This is a genomic window from Nostoc sp. JL23, from assembly GCF_017115065.1.
In the GTDB taxonomy this organism is placed as follows: domain Bacteria; phylum Cyanobacteriota; class Cyanobacteriia; order Cyanobacteriales; family Nostocaceae; genus Nostoc; species Nostoc punctiforme_A.
Genome location: NZ_JABXKN010000066.1, coordinates 1 through 16,581, shown reverse-complemented (window position 1 = coordinate 16,581; position 16,581 = coordinate 1). Strand labels below are relative to the sequence as shown.

At 41.5% G+C, this 16,581-nt stretch carries 12 protein-coding genes; 7 read left to right on the top strand and 5 right to left on the bottom strand.

Features of this window, described 5'->3' with window-relative positions; genetic code table 11:
* Positions 1-978: 978 nt before the first annotated feature.
* Positions 979-2,646, bottom strand: a complete 1,668-nt coding sequence (locus tag HWQ42_RS13260) for an iron uptake porin (RefSeq protein WP_292812673.1) — start codon at positions 2,644-2,646, stop codon at positions 979-981.
* A gap of 257 nt (positions 2,647-2,903) precedes the next feature.
* Here HWQ42_RS13260 and HWQ42_RS13255 point away from each other — a divergent pair, with 257 nt between their 5' ends.
* Positions 2,904-5,264 carry a hypothetical protein gene (locus HWQ42_RS13255; protein ID WP_292812671.1) on the top strand — a complete coding sequence of 787 codons (2,361 nt, stop codon included), beginning with the start codon at positions 2,904-2,906 and terminating at the stop codon, positions 5,262-5,264.
* Positions 5,265-5,364: 100 nt separating this feature from the next.
* On the opposite strand, the gene HWQ42_RS13250 is transcribed toward HWQ42_RS13255, so the two are convergent.
* Positions 5,365-5,559, bottom strand: a complete 195-nt coding sequence (locus HWQ42_RS13250) for a hypothetical protein (RefSeq protein WP_194041136.1) — start codon at positions 5,557-5,559, stop codon at positions 5,365-5,367.
* A gap of 894 nt (positions 5,560-6,453) precedes the next feature.
* Here HWQ42_RS13250 and thrC point away from each other — a divergent pair.
* Positions 6,454-7,545: a threonine synthase gene (thrC, locus tag HWQ42_RS13245; protein WP_292737149.1), complete on the top strand. Its 1,092-nt coding sequence runs from the start codon at positions 6,454-6,456 to the stop codon at positions 7,543-7,545.
* 59 nt (positions 7,546-7,604) lie between these two features.
* Here thrC and HWQ42_RS13240 read toward each other — a convergent pair whose 3' ends face one another.
* The gene (locus HWQ42_RS13240) at positions 7,605-8,081 is read right to left on the bottom strand and encodes a hypothetical protein (RefSeq protein ID WP_292737152.1); all 477 of its coding nucleotides are present in this window, start codon (positions 8,079-8,081) and stop codon (positions 7,605-7,607) included.
* Between the two features lie 132 nt (positions 8,082-8,213).
* Here HWQ42_RS13240 and HWQ42_RS13235 point away from each other — a divergent pair, with 132 nt between their 5' ends.
* The 3 genes from HWQ42_RS13235 to HWQ42_RS13225 all read left to right on the top strand — a co-directional run bounded on the left by HWQ42_RS13235 (position 8,214) and on the right by HWQ42_RS13225 (position 10,671).
* On the top strand, positions 8,214-9,125 hold the full coding sequence (locus tag HWQ42_RS13235) for a YihY/virulence factor BrkB family protein (protein WP_292812668.1): 912 nt from the start codon (positions 8,214-8,216) through the stop codon (positions 9,123-9,125).
* An 87-nt stretch (positions 9,126-9,212) separates the two neighbouring features.
* Positions 9,213-9,719, top strand: coding sequence for a DUF4112 domain-containing protein (locus HWQ42_RS13230; protein WP_292737156.1), 507 nt, complete (start codon positions 9,213-9,215; stop codon positions 9,717-9,719).
* Positions 9,720-9,738: 19 nt separating this feature from the next.
* Positions 9,739-10,671 (top strand): alpha/beta hydrolase, encoded by a 933-nt coding sequence (locus HWQ42_RS13225; protein WP_292812666.1) that lies wholly within the window; start codon positions 9,739-9,741, stop codon positions 10,669-10,671.
* 657 nt (positions 10,672-11,328) lie between these two features.
* Here HWQ42_RS13225 and HWQ42_RS13220 read toward each other — a convergent pair.
* Positions 11,329-11,823 (bottom strand): hypothetical protein, encoded by a 495-nt coding sequence (locus HWQ42_RS13220; RefSeq protein WP_292812663.1) that lies wholly within the window; start codon positions 11,821-11,823, stop codon positions 11,329-11,331.
* A 356-nt stretch (positions 11,824-12,179) separates the two neighbouring features.
* Complete coding sequence (locus HWQ42_RS13215; protein WP_292812661.1) at positions 12,180-13,280, bottom strand: D-alanine--D-alanine ligase family protein; 1,101 nt, start codon at positions 13,278-13,280, stop codon at positions 12,180-12,182.
* Positions 13,281-13,829: 549 nt separating this feature from the next.
* On the opposite strand from HWQ42_RS13215, the gene HWQ42_RS13210 reads away from it, so the two are divergent.
* Positions 13,830-14,645 (top strand): FkbM family methyltransferase, encoded by an 816-nt coding sequence (locus HWQ42_RS13210; protein WP_292812659.1) that lies wholly within the window; start codon positions 13,830-13,832, stop codon positions 14,643-14,645.
* Positions 14,646-14,838: 193 nt separating this feature from the next.
* Entirely contained in the window at positions 14,839-16,530 is a 1,692-nt protein-coding gene (locus tag HWQ42_RS13205) for an NAD-binding protein (protein WP_292737165.1), read from the top strand.
* The last annotated feature ends 51 nt before the right edge of the window (positions 16,531-16,581 follow it).

Sequence of the window (16,581 nt, the reverse complement as noted above, 5' to 3'; positions counted from 1 at the left end):
CTAGAAAAGAATTCCTGGGAATTTTTAGCTTTTGACTGACCTACTCTAAAATTCAAAATAGCAGGAGACTGTACAGAGATCGTTTAACATTCACATTAGATTCTCAACAATCCTCCAGCGTAGTAGTTTACGACCACTGGAATCTTTATTATCAACTCGAAGGAGTCAATTCACGCCTTGTGTAACGCTCCAAGGCTTCGAGAACTCAAAGCCTTGGAGGAAATTGAGCAAGAATCTTGGCTAAGTCAATGAAAAAGTTTTTGCTCTTTAGCTTGCAGTTATAAACATAAAATCATCGAAATGCTGGTATTGATAGTTGATTGGTAAGTATTTGGCAATTTGGCAGTTTTTTATTATCATATTTTGATATGTTGAAGAAATTACCAAGATGTTTTTACTTTTTATACAAAGGATGGGCTAAAGCCCATCTTTTTTATTGCTAATTAATTGGCACTTTAGTGTTAGGTTACAATTGATTTTATATATAGCGATCATAAATCATTTGTCAGAAAAAATTCTGAAAATCCGATAAATACGTAATTTAAATTCCTGTATTTTCTCACGTTTAAATCCAGATTGCTATCTGAGTCTCAATCCGGTTCGGGTAAGTTTTTTTGATAAAAATTTAGACCGCAAAGATGCGATAAATCGAACAATATTGATATGAGTCCTATATACTAGATTAGGAAAATATCAGGTTTTAGGGTATTTGCACACATCCTATAGGAGGATGCCCGATGAATATAATAATTAGTAAATTAATTTGGGATGTTGTTATGCACTGGATTTATATAGGTTTGGTGGTGAGCCAAACCTTTTTTATATCTATTCAAAATATGGCATTGGGCACTAAAGGAGATATGTTGATTATTATACCAACTTTCTAAAGTTTCCCAATAAATCAATCTCCGCTTCTCCCAAAGTTCTGAGTGCATCCTGTGGGAAGCCGTAAAAGTTTCTTATGATGTGAAACTAAAATTAAAAACTAAAAGTACTACGCAGAATGCCGATAGTAACTGAGTCACTATCTGGTGTGTTACCAGGCTGGATAAGATGAATTATCCCTGGTGTAATACTAATATTATCTGTTAGGTGAAAACGATAAAATGCCTCAATTTGAGTGGTCGTACCTGGTTGCCCACCTGCACGTCCTAAACCTGTATTGATAAAATCAGGGACATTATTTCCTACAGGTAAGTCGCTACTAGTGATTTTAGGAGGTTGACCGACATAAATTCCTCCTAAATTTCCTTTAGCAAATAAATCAGGGAAATTCAGAAACACCATATAATTTGTCGTTTCTACACTTCCCGATTGCCCAGGAATATAAGATTTAGTATAACCACCCCACGCACCTGCACTAATGCGGGGAGAAATTTGCCAAGTGAGAGTCGCACCCACGGCGTTGGTTTGTAGCGGTGCTGATTTTCCAGTAGTAGTATTAACTGTAGTTAAGCATTCATCACCAACAAAGGTTAGCAAACAACCATCTGAAGCGTAATTGTTAACGTAATACAAACTTAAATCTAGAGTATCGGTTGGTGTCAGCAGTAATTGCACGCCTGTAGTGGTAGTTCCATCAAATAAACCGCTACCTTTACCGGGATTTCCTGGTTGATAACTAGTATAAATTGCTTGTAAACTAGCGCGTTTAGCAAATTGCCAATCAATAGCTATACCACCGTGACCATATCCCATATTTAAAATTGGGTTTCTTTGGGCAAAATAAGATAATGGCCCTGTTGCAGCACTTTCTACCCGATTGGGGCCTCGGAAAGCAGCTGGAATACTTACGCCTTCTGTTCCTACCATTACTGCTAATTTATTTGTCACCAGCCAATGAAAATTTAGGTCACTTACAATCAAGCTATCTGTAGGAAATTCGTAGCCAAGAAAAACATCATTCCGAGAAACACTATTGGTAAATCTAGGCGAAGTTTTTCCTCTACCATCTAAAAGACCTGTAAACAAGTAACTACCGGGAGTGATTTGACTAGTTAAATACAACTGCGCCAGGGAAATAACATTAATATTTGTCCCTGCATCATCTGTATCCTTTTGTCCATCTCTAGGATTAACATCACCACGATTGTTAGTTCGTCCTTGAATGCCAACTATCAGTAGTCCACTGAGTTTAGTTGTTGTTGAGAATTGGTTGGCTTCAATTTCAGCAGTTTTGGCTTCTAAATTATCGACACGACCCTGCAAAGTTGCTAATTCAGGAGCAAATTCTGACTGTAATTTTTGTAAGATTGCTAAATCTTCACGAGTGACTAAATCGCTGGTGGCTGTAGTGATTAATTCGTTGACTCTATCTAAACAAGCATTCACACCCGCAGCAAATTCATACCGAGTTAAGGCACGATTACCGCGATAGTTGTTATCTGGATAGCCAGCTATACAACCATAACGTTCTACCAAAGATTGCAAAGCTTGGAATGCCCAATCGTTGGGTTGTACATCCTTGAGTTGAGATACCGATGTAACTTGGGACATCGGTTCTTCTGGGGAGATGGAGGAGGATGAGGGAATAATGTTATCGCCCTTAACTTCTATTTCCTGGGTAGTTTCTGGATTGATGTACTCTTGTGATAATGCTTTTTGTGCAACTCCATTTACTCCCGCAATTAGTAACCATGCTAGCATCCAGGTTCTGCTATGACTGGGGCTAATAAGTCTACCTTTCAATTTTTTACACTCTTGCTCACATATTTAAGTGAAGAGTGTATTCGCGATCATCGAGCGTTCACATGGGGACATTTACGGATTTTGCCCCAAACTAGACTTAATGCTTCTGGGCAACTTTTGAAAGGGCGAGTATAACAGGGTATTAGGGAGTGGGGACTGGGGACTAGGAAAGAGTTTTCTCAATCCCTAATCTTCAATTCTCTAACCCCGAATTTATGGCAAATCGTTCACGCAAGCTGACGCCAAAAGCCTCTAAACTAAATCAACCTGGTGCTGGTGCGATGAAACGCGTCGCTAAAAAACCTCAGAAAAAATTAAAACGAGGAAGTTGGTTGTCGTCAATACTAGCGATCGCAATTCTCTTAAGTAGTGCTAGTCTATTTATGGCTTTTGCCTGGATTAGTGTTCTCTTCATCTTCAATCCAGACGAGGTAAGCTGGCTAAATAAAATTTTACCTGCATGGGCACAAATCCCCCTTGGTAAACACGAACGCCCCCAAACTCTCAAACAAATTCAACTCGATTTAAGTAAAAAAAACCAAATATTTGGGGAAACTCTGCCTTTACATCAGGATGTCAAAAGCTCATTTTTATTACCAGTTTTTCAACAACGTGCTAATTGCCAATTTGATTGTGAAGAACTTGTGGAACTTAGGGTTTACGAGCGCTCAGTTGAGTTAGAGTTTAAATCTCAGTCAGAAAATTATTACTATCTAGCAACTCAATTACCTATAACTGGCCCAGATGAATCCTTTTTGATTTCTTCTTTGCTTGATGAAACTTCAGAACCCCAGGATATCAGTATTCCCCTACCTTTAACTGAAGTGCAACGCTTTGAAGGTAAGACACCATCATCAGGAGTTTGGTTTGATTTGCGCGGTAAACGCCAACAAGGAACTGGTACTATCCGCTACGGTTACGTCGTATACTACAATCCAGAACGCACGAATTTACTACAAATGTTGTCTTGGATTAGTCCTAATGGACAATTGCCCAAATGGCAGCAGGTAACTGGTGATGGTACAAAAGAGTTAGTTGTCGATCAAACAGTAGGTTTAGAACCGCACTTACAGGTTTACCAAGTCAAGCCTTTGAAGCTGTTCCTCAAACCAATTCAATTGGAGGCGATTACCCTCAAATCATCAACTTTCAAGGATTCTGGATACCAGAACGCCCTGTCAATTGCCCGTAGTGGATTGTGGACACCAGCTTTTGAATGGTTGAAATTCATCAAGAAACAGCGCAAAGGAGTTTTACCAGAAGCTGCGCAAGCGCAAATGGATGTGATTCGCTTGCATTCTCAACTTACTAAAACCCAAGCCCAGAAAATTTGGGCAAGTCCTAGTCAAGAAGTGCTGGCAGATTTGATTGATGGTCGCTGGGAAAAAGCTTTACAGGTGTTTGAAGCGTCGCCACATAATGCCCAAGAAATTGCTACTCTACTTAAAGCTGATAAAAAACGGTTGTGGAATCGCACAGCGGCGGCGTTGCAGCTGAACCCAAATAGACGAGAGGTGCAAGCTTGGTTCGCGTTGATTTTAGCAGTTCAGCGGGGAGAAAGACATACTAATTCTTGGTTAAAGGCGCAACCAAAAATTACAAAAGAAAATCTTGCCTATATTCAAGGTTTGTTGGCAAGACTCAATGGTGAGGGTACAAAGTCGCAAATATCCTCTACTCACCCTAGTCAGATTGTTGGTACGGTGCAACCAATTACTCAAGTTACCAATACCGAATGGCTGCAACCAAATTCCCCGGCAGATTTGAAACTTACGGATAACCAAGTTTGGTATCAGGTGGAGGTGAGTGCATTTAATGACGGGAAACGCTGGCTAAATTTCCCCTTTGAGAATTTCAACCCACCGAAAACTGACGCCGCCAAATTTTTCTGGAAAACTTTGGGAATCACTTCTGACCGGGAAATCCAGATTGTAGTCTGGTTGCCAAATGGAGAACAAAAAATTAATATAGCCGCTATCAAAGCGGTGCAACTACAAGGTAAAGTTTTGCGCCTATTAGCTGCTGGCCCAAAAATTCCAGATAATCAAAACGATGTTCTCCAACCCAAACCTTTGGCTTTGACAAATGCAGCACTGGAATGGGTGCAACCATCTCCTATTACTCTACGAGAGCTGCATCAACAAAATCCCCAAGGGGTGAAGGTAATGCTATCGAGTCTGTGGCAATCTTTACAAAAATCTGGTGAAGTTCCATCTGGTGCTATTCCTAGCTTTGAACAGATGCAAGAAAAATTGGGTGATTGGCCCGTTCAAGTGATTGATTTAACAAATAACGCTCAATCAGAAATAATCCTGACTATCTCACCAGAAGCAATAGCATCCTTGAATCAGCCGACACCTGAAATTCAGGGAGAAAAACCAGAGCAACGCCGTGACAGGACTATAATTTTGTCTGATGTAAATAAGGTCATTTACACTGATTTTACAGGAAATTACTTACAAAGACTCTCGGCGATCGCCAAGCTTTCAGGGGTGCAATCCTTAGCTTTACTGGTAGAAAATGCTCATAACTACAGTTTGAGGCGCTGGTCAGAGAAAAATCAGCGCTTTGAATAACGCACCCCTGACTCAAATTTCCCCTTTTCTCAAATTTAGATTAGAGAGGGGAAAAGCGTAGGCGTAGCCCGTCGTAGACATCGCTATCTGCAAGACTGACTTATTCTTCTTTTTGGTTGGTTTCGGCTAGACGTTGGTGCTTTAGGTTTTCTAACTGCTGTAACAGGGAGTCTACCTCTGCTTGTAAATGCATCAATTTAGCTTGCTGGTCGTCTTGATAATAAGACTTGGTTAACTTACTGACCCAGGCAGTCTGGGACTCGCGATCGGAAACACTAGATAAATAAGTAGGCATCGCTAATTAAATCCACTATTTAACTCACACCATTAGAAATATTATAATAATGCTCTTTTAAGCTTTATTAAATTATTGTATATTTTCAATCAATTACTCTAATGGATTTTGGGTTCAATCATAAAAGACGGTGATTAGAATGGCTGTGTTCCATTAAAAAAAACACTGACCCAAGTGTGTAAAGCTTCCCTACACTAGACGCTACTTAGGAATAGCTAATTTATAGCTTATCAATTATGGTTGTACAAATGATTATCGCCGTTTTTAGGGAATTTACGCAAGAAATTATATGTAGACTATATCAAGAATTACGCTAAATTATGAAAAAATGTAGGGCGAAGCACTTACACTTGGTGCAGTCTCTCGTAGAAAGGGAGGTAGAAGACTATCATCAAAAAGGGACAGCCTCTTAAGTATTTTCCTATCTTTACTGAAGCGAATAGGGGTGGGAAAATACACTGATACAGTTGACTAAACGAAGGCACTCAAAGCGGCTTTAACCACGGATAAATCAGCATTTCAGAGAGTTATGAGGTAAGTCTGTGAATAGGGAATAGAAAAAAAGGATAGATACGTACTGAGTCTTGTTCAAAAGTCAAATAAGAGTTCTATAGATTTACAGATGACTTTTCACCTCGTCAGTATCCTCTAAGCTAATTTGTTGAAGCGAAGGTCGCCGTGGCGGTTTATGATAAATTAACGTTCTAAATAAAATAGCAAGTGAAACGCCTGCACCACAAAAAATAATATTCTTAACAAGATTCTTTGGAATTAGGGAACTCGGAACGGGTAACTGGTAAGGAAAAATCTACTTTCTTCCTCTTTCCCATTTTGCGGTTCCCTATCCCACCCTTTCTAAATATCCAATCCTTACATTAAGAAATTTTAAATCCCGTGACTTTGAGCCTGTCTGTTGCTACATCTCATCGCCAACCCTGGCCAGGACTGATAGAAGCCTATCGCGAATACTTGCCTGTCAGCGAAGAAACACCGATTGTCACTCTATTGGAGGGCAACACACCTCTAATACCAGCGCCAGCGATCGCAGAACGCATTGGCAGACAAGTACGGGTTTTTGTAAAATACGATGGTCTGAATCCCACCGGTAGTTTCAAAGACCGGGGGATGACTATGGCAATTTCCAAGGCCAAGGAAGCAGGGGCAAAAGCAGTAATTTGTGCCAGCACGGGCAACACCTCAGCCGCCGCCGCCGCTTATGCCAGACGTGGAGGCATGAATGCCTTTGTACTGATTCCCGACGGCTATGTGGCACTGGGCAAGTTAGCTCAAGCGTTGTTGTACGGCGCAGAAGTATTGGCAATTAAAGGTAATTTTGACCAAGCGCTAGAAATTGTCCGCGAGATGGCCGAAAGCTATCCGATAACTTTGGTGAATTCGGTCAATCCCTACAGACTAGAAGGACAAAAAACAGCAGCCTTTGAAGTTGTCGACGCATTGGGTGACGCACCAGACTGGTTGTGTATTCCCGTGGGAAATGCCGGAAATATCACAGCATATTGGATGGGATTTTGTCAATATCATCAAGCCAGAAAGTGCGATCGCCTACCCAAGATGATGGGATTCCAAGCCGCAGGAGCAGCCCCCTTAGTACACGGTCAGCCAGTGGCGCATCCCGAAACCCTAGCGACAGCAATTCGCATTGGCAACCCTGCAAGTTGGGATTTAGCGATCGCAGCCCAAACCGCCAGTCAGGGAAATTTCCACGCCGTTACCGATGCCGAAATTCTCGATGCTTATCGACTTTTAGCAGCATCAGAAGGTATCTTCTGCGAACCTGCTAGCGCCGCTTCTGTAGCCGGGTTGTTGCAGGTGAAAGACCAAGTTCCCACAGGGGCGACAGTCGTTTGTGTTCTCACAGGCAATGGTCTAAAAGACCCAGATACAGCCATTAAACACAATCACAGTCAATTTCAACAAGGTATCGCGGCGGAACTGGGCGCAGTAGCCAAGGCAATGGGATTTTAGGGCATTGGGTATGGGAAGAGGCAGGGGGGCACAGGGGCACAGGGGCAGAGGAGAAAAACTTACTGCAACTTCTCCCCTGCTCCCCTACTCTCCGTCCCTGCTCTTTCGTGTGCCAAGCTATCAATAGCATCACCCAAGGCAGTAGTCAGGTTATTGCGAGTTTGGGCGTGATTGTCCTGCTCAGTTTTCAAAGCTTGCAAGAGGCGATCGCGTTCTTTAATTGCGGCGATAAGTTTAGCTTGCAAGTCTTCCACAGATTTTAGCTGTTCTATTTCTTGTTGAATTGCTACTGGTGTCCCAGCAGCCAGTGTGTCTACTTCAAGACCTTGGAGTTTATGCAGTTCTGCCTTGAGAGAGGCGATCGTCTGTTGGGAAAGTTGGGCATCTGTGCGGCGTTGTTCTGCTTCTGTATTGTAAAGCTGGCGCCATTTTTGGGCACTCTCCCAAGCCGTATCGCGCTCGTGTTGCAACTGTGCCATCTGCTCTTTGATTACCTGGATTTCTGTCAACCACTGTTGTGTTAAATCTTGATTCATAGATTAATAGTCATTAGTTAGGAACTCTCCCTCACTTCGCACTCGGTATTCTTGCGGTAGAAAGATAGATGCGATCGCTACGCAAAATTTAGCACAGTAGTTAATAAACCCAACCAGTTTTAACTCTAAATTATGCCAAAGCCTCGTTTTTTTCGCTTCTTTCGCCACCTCAATTGGCGCACGATTAAAAAAACTTTTTCCAGAACAATCGAAAGGCGACTTTTAGGACTCGCCTCGGAAATCGCCTACAATGCAATGCTATCGCTGTTTCCAGCAATTCTTGCTATCATCACAGCCATTGGCTTATTGGCAGAATCTTTACAAAACACCTTTAAGCAACTGGCGGCACAACTAAGTCAAGTCCTACCTGAACAAGCCCTGGATCTGATTCGTGATTTTGCCACCACAGAAATTACCAATTCCAAAAACAGCGGTTTGTTTTCTCTAAGCTTTGTATTAGCAATTTGGACTGCTTCTGGGGCGGTGAGTACAGCAATGACAGCCCTCGATCAAATCCATCAAATTCCTTCAGAAAACATCCGCCCCTTTTGGAAAGCCAAACTTGTCTCTCTGGGATTAACAGTCGGTACTATGTTGCTTTTAGTATTGGCTTCTTTCTCAGTGTTTACTAGCGACTGGCTTTTAGGAATAGTAGTGCGCGAAAATAGTTCTTTGATCTTTTTGTTGGATCTTTGGCTACTGTTACGCTGGCCTTTAGCTTTAAGTATTGTCGCTGTCGCCTTTGGCTTTGTCTATCGCTATGGCCCAAGCAAGTGGAACTCAGGTACGCCAATGATGCCTGGAGCAATTTTAGCAGCTGTTTTTTGGGCAATGTTGTCTGCCCTATTTCGGCTGTATGTGGCGAATTTTGGCAATTATAATAAAGTATATGGTGCTGTAGGAGCTGTGATAGTTTTAATGCTCTGGCTGTCAATGAGTGCTGCTGTTCTGTTAATCGGCGATCAGTTGAACGTGACTGTCGGCGAAGATATGCGCTTAAAAGCCCAGTTAAAAGCCCAGCCGCAATCGCAAGTCAAATATTAATTCGTAAATCCCTGAGAAAATGATTGCAAAAGCTCAGTAGGGGAGTAAAATATCTAACGATTCAATACAAAGTTAGCGATCGCCTCCATGCCTGATTCTCCTCCTCGATTTTCGATGATTGAACCTGATGCCAAAGCACCCACCTTGAAGCGCCTGCGTCAGTTAAGTCGGTTGCTGGATAATGTTATTACCATTCCTGGTACAAAGATTGGTTTTGGTTTAGATCCAATTTTAGGACTCATACCGATTGGTGGTGATTTTTTGGGAATAATGTTTTCTAGCTACATCATTTTAGAAGCAGCACGGCTAGGCGTATCTAGAGCCACTCTAGGTAAAATGGTTTTGAACGTAATCATTGATGGCTTGGTAGGCGCTGTCCCAGTTTTGGGAGACTTTTTTGATTTTGCCTGGAGAGCTAATACTAATAATATCAAGCTCTTGGAAGAATACTTAAAGTTTCCCAGCGAGCAAAAGAGTGCAGACAGATGGTTTATCTTTGCCGTTTTGGTTGGATTGTTGCTAATCTCCATTGTCTTAGTAGCATTGCCTGTGATCCTAATTAGAATCCTGTGGAACGCCGTAACTGGCGGTTAAATTGTTTATTAATAAAAGAATGAAAGATTGGTGGCAAGCTACTTTTCCCAAAGGTCGGCAAAGTCTAGTTATTAGTGATGCTACAGGGTATCCTGTACAAATTGCTTATGGCGAAAGAGGTAGAGGTAAACCGCTAATTTTATTACATGGTATGGGGAGTTGGAGCTACAATTGGCGCCACAGTGTAGCAGCACTATCTAAATATTACCGAGTAATTTGTTTTGATGCCAAAGGTTTTGGTTTTTCTGAAAAACCATTATCTCGTAAAGAACACAACGGTCATCAAGTTATTGAATTTCAAAGAATTATTCAGGCATTATGTGATGAACCCGCAGTAATTGTGGCAGAATCTCTGGGGGGATTAGTTGCCCTTGCTCTTGCTCAAGAAAATCCGCAGTTAATCGGACGGCTTGTAGTAGTAAACGTACCTGTTTTTGCCGAACAGCTACCCCATTGGTCTATGTGGTTGCTTGCCCAAACTCCCCTAGAAGTAATGCAAACAATTGATTCCTTACGTCTGGCATATTTGTTTGCACCTCTATTTAGAGAAGTTATGGCAATAGAAAGACGTAGGGTATTATTCGATCCCTCAATTTTGACGCAGGAAGATATCTATTGGATAACTTACCCGTTTACTGAATTGCCTGGTACGATCGCAAAAGTTGCCGAAGAGTTACAAATAGCCGCGCGAGAAATTGAGAATTGGCAAGCAAATAAGCCCAATATGCTCACCAAAATTCAAAATAACCTGAGTGCGATTAAGTGTCCTACACTAGTTTTATGGGGTGAGCAAGATAGTTGGTTTCCTGCTAGTCATGGTAGAAAATTACATCAACATATCCCTAATTCCAAATTACAGATTTTATCTAACTGCTGTCATGATGCCTCCACTGGTGCTTCTGAGGTGTTGAATAAAACGATTCTTGAGTTTTTGCGAGATACTGACTTTTAAAGAAGAATTCGTATTTTAATGGGAATATCCCAAATATACCAAAACACTTCACAATGACGTGCGAGTGTTTCAACAATAATTACGAATTACGAATTACGAATTAGATAAAAAGAGAGTGGGAGGAAGCATATCAGTCAGCTTTCAAACTCCCACTCTACCATTTGCTGCTGAAGCGAACAGGAATGTATACAGACGTTACCCGTTACTTGGGGGCTAATGCGTAGTTTAACAACAACGCCTGCACGCATTGAATATTCCTGTTGCAGCAAATGCCAAACCTGATTATTGAATTTATTTACTGAGATAAATACTCGGCAAATAATTGTTAGAAATAGCCTTTTGTTTTTGTAAATCACCTAGTAAATAGTGTTTTACAAACGGAATTTGCTTAAGTGGTAGCCCCTGATAATCAAACCCTTGAAGTCGTTTATCTTCATACAATTTAACTTGAATTATCAAAAGCTGGTTGCCATTTTGGCAAGTTTTTAAATTTCCTAATTGCTCATATCTAACTTTTTAAAAGCAGTTAAACCTCTATATAGCAAATAAATTATTCGTACATAACAAGATTCCCGACTTCTTAGAGAAAGTCGGGAATCTAAGCCAAGTTAATTGGCAAAAAGTGTTAATTTAACGGGGTTTTACTTTACAGTAGTATTAATACTGGCGTAAAATAGCAGACAATGAACTATTTTTACGAAGATCCATTAAGTCTGCTAAGGGTTCTGTGCGTGTATCCAGGTGGTGCTTGTGTTCTGCTGGGAGAACAGTTACCAGATGCTTTGTTTTAGGTTGCATCTGCATAAGGGGCATTAGTTGTGGCTGTGGCACAAAAATTGGCTGACTCTTGGGAAGATTTGGTGCCAATTTTTGGTGATGCTTCTGTGCCAAGCGTACCTGATGGCGATTAACCTGTTTTTGAACTTTTTGCGGTTGCTTGGTGCGGTTAAGCATTCGGAAAATCAGCAAGGAACCACCACCACAGCTGAGAACGATCGCAGCAACCATCCATAAAGGTGTAGGATTGCTATTCTCAGAGGGCGGACTGATTGGTTCTTCAACTATAACTGGGATTTTTTCTGGTTCTTCTTGTGGCACGGGGCCAGCATTACCTAAGCTATATAAGGCAAAGGTGCCACCTCCCAGAAACATGGCTAAACACCCGGTTAACAATAGCCAAGGATGATGTGCAACCAGATATATCAGAACATTCGAGCTGTTTCTTAGTCTCGATTTCCTGTTTGTCAGCTCTGGAGTAGCCCTTTTTAATTGGGTTCGCTCGCGCTGTACACTCTGACTTTTTTCCATGATTACTTTCAGATTTGTACCCCTCTAGTCAATAAATTGTACTGGAGGAGTCAAGCATCAGGTATCCGTAACAAAGTTCAGATTTTAGTAGCTTTTTTGTAAAATATAAGCTACAAAATCTGGCTAAATTTTGCCAAAGTTCTGTATTTATTGTGACTTTTTACCGTAATAATCTGAAATCAGTTTGCTGATTTATTCTGTCAGCTAGGAGAATGCCTTTCAAGAGCAAGTTGAATTAACCGATCGACTAATTCTGGAAAGGAGACTCCACTATGTGCCCAGAGTTGAGGATACATACTTGTTGCAGTAAAGCCTGGTAACGTATTGATTTCGTTAATAAATACTTCTTGTGTTGCTTCCACATAGAAAAAATCTACCCTTGCTAACCCAGCAGCGTCAACAGCGGCAAAAGCTTGCAAAGCCATGTCCTGAATTTGACGAGCGATCGCCTCTGGAAGTTGTGCAGGGATCAGTAAATCTGCCCGACCCTCAGTATATTTAGTTTCATAATCATAAAAATCGCTGTCATAAGTAATCTCTCCAATGACAGAGGCTTGGGGTTGATCGTTACCTAAAACGGCACACTCAACTTCTCTAGCGACTACTCCCGCTTCTACAACTAGTCGGCGATCGTAACTGGCAGCACTATCTAAAGCGGCTTCTAATTCTTGGCGCGATCGCACTTTGGCAATACCCACTGATGAACCCAAATTAGCTGGCTTGACAAAAGCAGGATAACCTAATGCTGCCTCAATGTCATCACACAGTTTCGGAAATACGCAAGGATTAGACCAAACTTGCGCTCTAGTTACCGCCTTATATTTTACCTGTGGTAATCCTGCTTGCTCAAAGGCCATTTTCATGGCAATTTTATCCATCCCCATTGCCGAACCTAACACCCCAGAACCGACAAAGGGGACTTGCATCAAGGTGAGTAACCCTTGAATTGTTCCATCTTCACCGTTGGGGCCGTGGAGAATGGGAAACCAAACATCCACTTGGGCAACTTGAGAGGGAGATTGCCAATTGCTCAGAGTTTGGGCTTGAGGGTTGGATGTCAGATTTCCCTCAGAAGTTGATTCTTCCGATTCCAGCAGCGGACTGCCGGTTGTTAAAACCTTTTCGGGTGCTTCTCCTGCCAACCAGCGTCCATCTTTTTGGATGTAAAAAGGCAGTATTTCATACTTATTAGCATTTTGCTCTGCACTCAAGGCTTTAGCGATCGCCCGTGCTGATTTGATCGAAACTTCATGTTCTCCCGAACGACCGCCAAACAGTAACCCCACGCGCAGCTTAGTCATTTTCGGTTCCTCGACACTTCTCAAGCAGATAGCGTATCACAACCTACAAAAATTGCCATATTTTTCTATCTTCTTTTATCAAGGAAGGCAGTTCTTGAAGGAAGGCAGTTCTTGCTGTTCGCGCAGCGTGTCGTAGACAGGGCAGTTCGAGTTTACGGAAAATTCCCTCAGTATATACTCATAAATTTTACTTATGTATTCTCAGCACAAATTGGTATCACATAATGCTTTTGAACACAATAAATAGGTGCGTTTTTGAATACAATATAATGCATTTGTATTAACAAATAAATAAAATTTTATTAGACATTACATCTGTAATCAGTAAATAAAATTTTATTTGATAAATAAAAAACTTTAGTTTATATTAATTTTGCTTTTTATTATATTTTTCTATATAATTACATCTTTAAATTTTGTAAAGTAAGTTTACGTGGATTGGGAATAGTGGTAAACAGAATACTAGTGTTTGACTAAGCCACATCGAAAAGGTTAGTAACGCGAAGTGGAACTCAAAATAAATACAGTCAGCAAAAAATAAGAAAGTTTATGAAACCATATAAGCCAAGCATAATCAATAAAACAGCGAAAGTTTTAGCACGTCCACTAAGTATGCTAGTTGCTAATTCCAGAACTGAAAGTTTTGCTAGATTAGCGGAGGCTTACTGGTGTGTTCTACTAGGCAAAGGGAGTGGATCTGGCTGGGCTTTTGACACTGAGATAAATGCAGCGAAGAATGCAATAAAAACTTCTTCACCAATCTTATTCGATGTAGGTGCAAACATTGGCGAATGGTCGTTCCAGCTTAACAAGCTTTTCCCCGAAGCACAGATTTTCATGTTTGAGCCTCTGCCTAATTGTCAGCAGATAATTAAAACCAAAAATATCACTAATTCCTTACTTATTCCTTGCGCTGTCAGTTCTACCAAAGGATTAGTAAGACTACATACACCTAGTGAAACGTCTCCAATTGCGTCACTACATCAAAGGTATGACTCTTATTCACAAGATAGGCAATTTAGTACTCTTGAAGTTAATACTGTTACTATCGATGACATTATTGAAGACTACAAGGTAGAACGTGTTGATTTCATGAAAATGGATATTGAAGGACACGAACTTGAGGCACTCCAAGGCGCAGAAAAGAGTTTAAAGAACAAAGTAATCAGGGCGCTCACATTTGAGTTTGGTATAGGAAATATTAATTATCGAACATACTTTCGGGATTTCTATGAATTATTAAGTTCTTTGGATTATCAGATATATCGCATTCTACCTTCATCACAATTAATGCATATCAAAGAGTATTATGAAGATTGTGAATATTTTAGAGGAGCGACCAACTACGTAGCAATTGTTACTTAGTCTTTTTCTCTGGAGGTTTCTTGAACTCGTTGCGACTCATGCAACCTTTTACCCTTAATCATCATATTTCCTGCCTTCTACCTGGAATTGAAACAATCGTGTTGTCAGCTACAGTAATATTCCAGGAAAACGGGCAACAATATTGATAACTAACTAGAAATGCAGCCCTACCTGTAAAAGATGCTGCCGTTTCATGAAACCCAGAATTATTGTTTGTGGCTTAGGACGTACCGGATATAAAACCTTTCGTCTGCTGAGACATCAGGGAGCCTTCGTTGTTGGCATTCATCACCAATCTATCCCTGGCGAAACAGCAGGAGATGTGATTGTTGGAGATTTACAAGCAGCTTCTACCCTGACAGCAGCAGGCATTCAACAGGCGCACACTTTAGTCATCGCTGGATCTAAAGATGCTCTGAATTTATCTATTATGATGCAAGCGCGAGTGCTGAATCCCCAGATTCGGATTATCAACCGTTTTTATAATACAAATTTAGGAGAGCGCCTAGATCAAAGTTTGCCAGATCATTTGAGTATGAGTGTTGTCGGATTAGCAGCACCCGTATTCACCTTTGCAGCAATGGGAAATCGAGCGATCGGACAAATCAAATTATTTCAGCAAACTTGGCCAATCCATGAAGAATACATTCATGAAAACCACTTCTGGAAGGGCCGAAGGTTGAGTGAATTGTGGGAAGACCGATCGCGGATGCTAATTTATTACTTGCCAGTCAAAGGTGAGATAGATTTGGTGTCAGGGGTAATATCTGGACAAGAGATCCAAGTAGGCGATCGCTTAATTGTTGGCACTCAACCCCGCATCCGTTCCCCCCGCAGATCATTAATTAGAAAACTGCTGAAAGTTTTGACTAATTTTAGGCAGTTTCAGGAACACGGGCGATCTGTAGTACTGGGTGCTATTGCACTATTGACAGTTATTGCGATCGCTACATTCACCTATATGTCGGCTGAGTTGAGTTTGTCTCCTGTAGATGCTCTATATTTTTCTGTAGGCATGATTACAGGAGCAGGTGGAAATGACAAAGTAGTAGAAAATGCTCCTAACACCATTAAATTATTTACTGTTGTCATGATGCTGGTTGGAGCAGTGGTGATTGGTATTTGGTATGCCATGCTCACCGATTTTGTCTTAGGGAGCCGCTTTAAGCAATTTTGGGATGCAGCCCGAATTCCCCAGCGATCACACTACATTGTCTGTGGCTTGAGTGGTATTGGGGTAAGAATTGTCCAGCAACTCCACGCCAGCGGACATGAAGTTGTAGTAGTTGAACCCGACTCCAACAATAAATATATCAACACCGCCCGCGAATTGGGTATTCCCGTCATTCAGGGCGATGCCAGCTTCCGCACAATACTCAAAGCCAGCAATATAGAGTCTGCCGCCGCAGTACTTGCTGTGACTAGCAATGATGCTACCAATCTGGAAATTGCCCTCAAAGCCAAAGGTTTAACACCCAGCATTCCGGTGATTGTTCATTATGCCGATCCTGATTTTGCTGGTATAGCGCAACAGCTATTTGGCTTCGAGGCCGTACTGAGTCCGGCTGAACTGGCAGCCCCAGCTTTTGCCGCCGCTGCACTAGGGGGACGTATCCTTGGCAATGGCATCACAGCCGATAGTCTTTGGGTGGCTTTTGCGACTGTGATTACAGCTTCACACATCTTTTGCGGTCAGTGGGTGAAAGATGTAGCAATGTCCGCTGATTGCGTACCTTTATACGTAGAAACAAATCACCAAACTCTTCATGGTTGGGATTTACTAGAAACCAATCTCAGCGCTGGTGATGTTTTATATATGACGATGCCAGCAACTCGGCTATATCAATTATGGCGGGGCGAGCAAGTTTGCGAATCACACGTTTAAATAATTCGTAATGACGCTCCTGCGTCGCTACCGCTGCGCTAACGTAATTCG

Bases quoted from the DNA above. Each gene is read 5' to 3' on its own strand.
- HWQ42_RS13260 (WP_292812673.1), bottom strand. From the start codon at position 2,646: ATGCTAGCATGGTTACTAATTGCGGGAGTAAATGGAGTTGCACAAAAA.
- HWQ42_RS13255 (WP_292812671.1), top strand. From the start codon at position 2,904: ATGGCAAATCGTTCACGCAAGCTGACGCCAAAAGCCTCTAAACTAAAT.
- HWQ42_RS13250 (WP_194041136.1), bottom strand. From the start codon at position 5,559: ATGCCTACTTATTTATCTAGTGTTTCCGATCGCGAGTCCCAGACTGCC.
- HWQ42_RS13240 (WP_292737152.1), bottom strand. From the start codon at position 8,081: ATGAATCAAGATTTAACACAACAGTGGTTGACAGAAATCCAGGTAATC.
- HWQ42_RS13235 (WP_292812668.1), top strand. From the start codon at position 8,214: ATGCCAAAGCCTCGTTTTTTTCGCTTCTTTCGCCACCTCAATTGGCGC.
- HWQ42_RS13230 (WP_292737156.1), top strand. From the start codon at position 9,213: ATGCCTGATTCTCCTCCTCGATTTTCGATGATTGAACCTGATGCCAAA.
- HWQ42_RS13225 (WP_292812666.1), top strand. From the start codon at position 9,739: ATGAAAGATTGGTGGCAAGCTACTTTTCCCAAAGGTCGGCAAAGTCTA.
- HWQ42_RS13220 (WP_292812663.1), bottom strand. From the start codon at position 11,823: ATGTTTCTGGGAGGTGGCACCTTTGCCTTATATAGCTTAGGTAATGCT.
- HWQ42_RS13215 (WP_292812661.1), bottom strand. From the start codon at position 13,280: ATGACTAAGCTGCGCGTGGGGTTACTGTTTGGCGGTCGTTCGGGAGAA.
- HWQ42_RS13210 (WP_292812659.1), top strand. From the start codon at position 13,830: ATGAAACCATATAAGCCAAGCATAATCAATAAAACAGCGAAAGTTTTA.
- HWQ42_RS13205 (WP_292737165.1), top strand. From the start codon at position 14,839: ATGAAACCCAGAATTATTGTTTGTGGCTTAGGACGTACCGGATATAAA.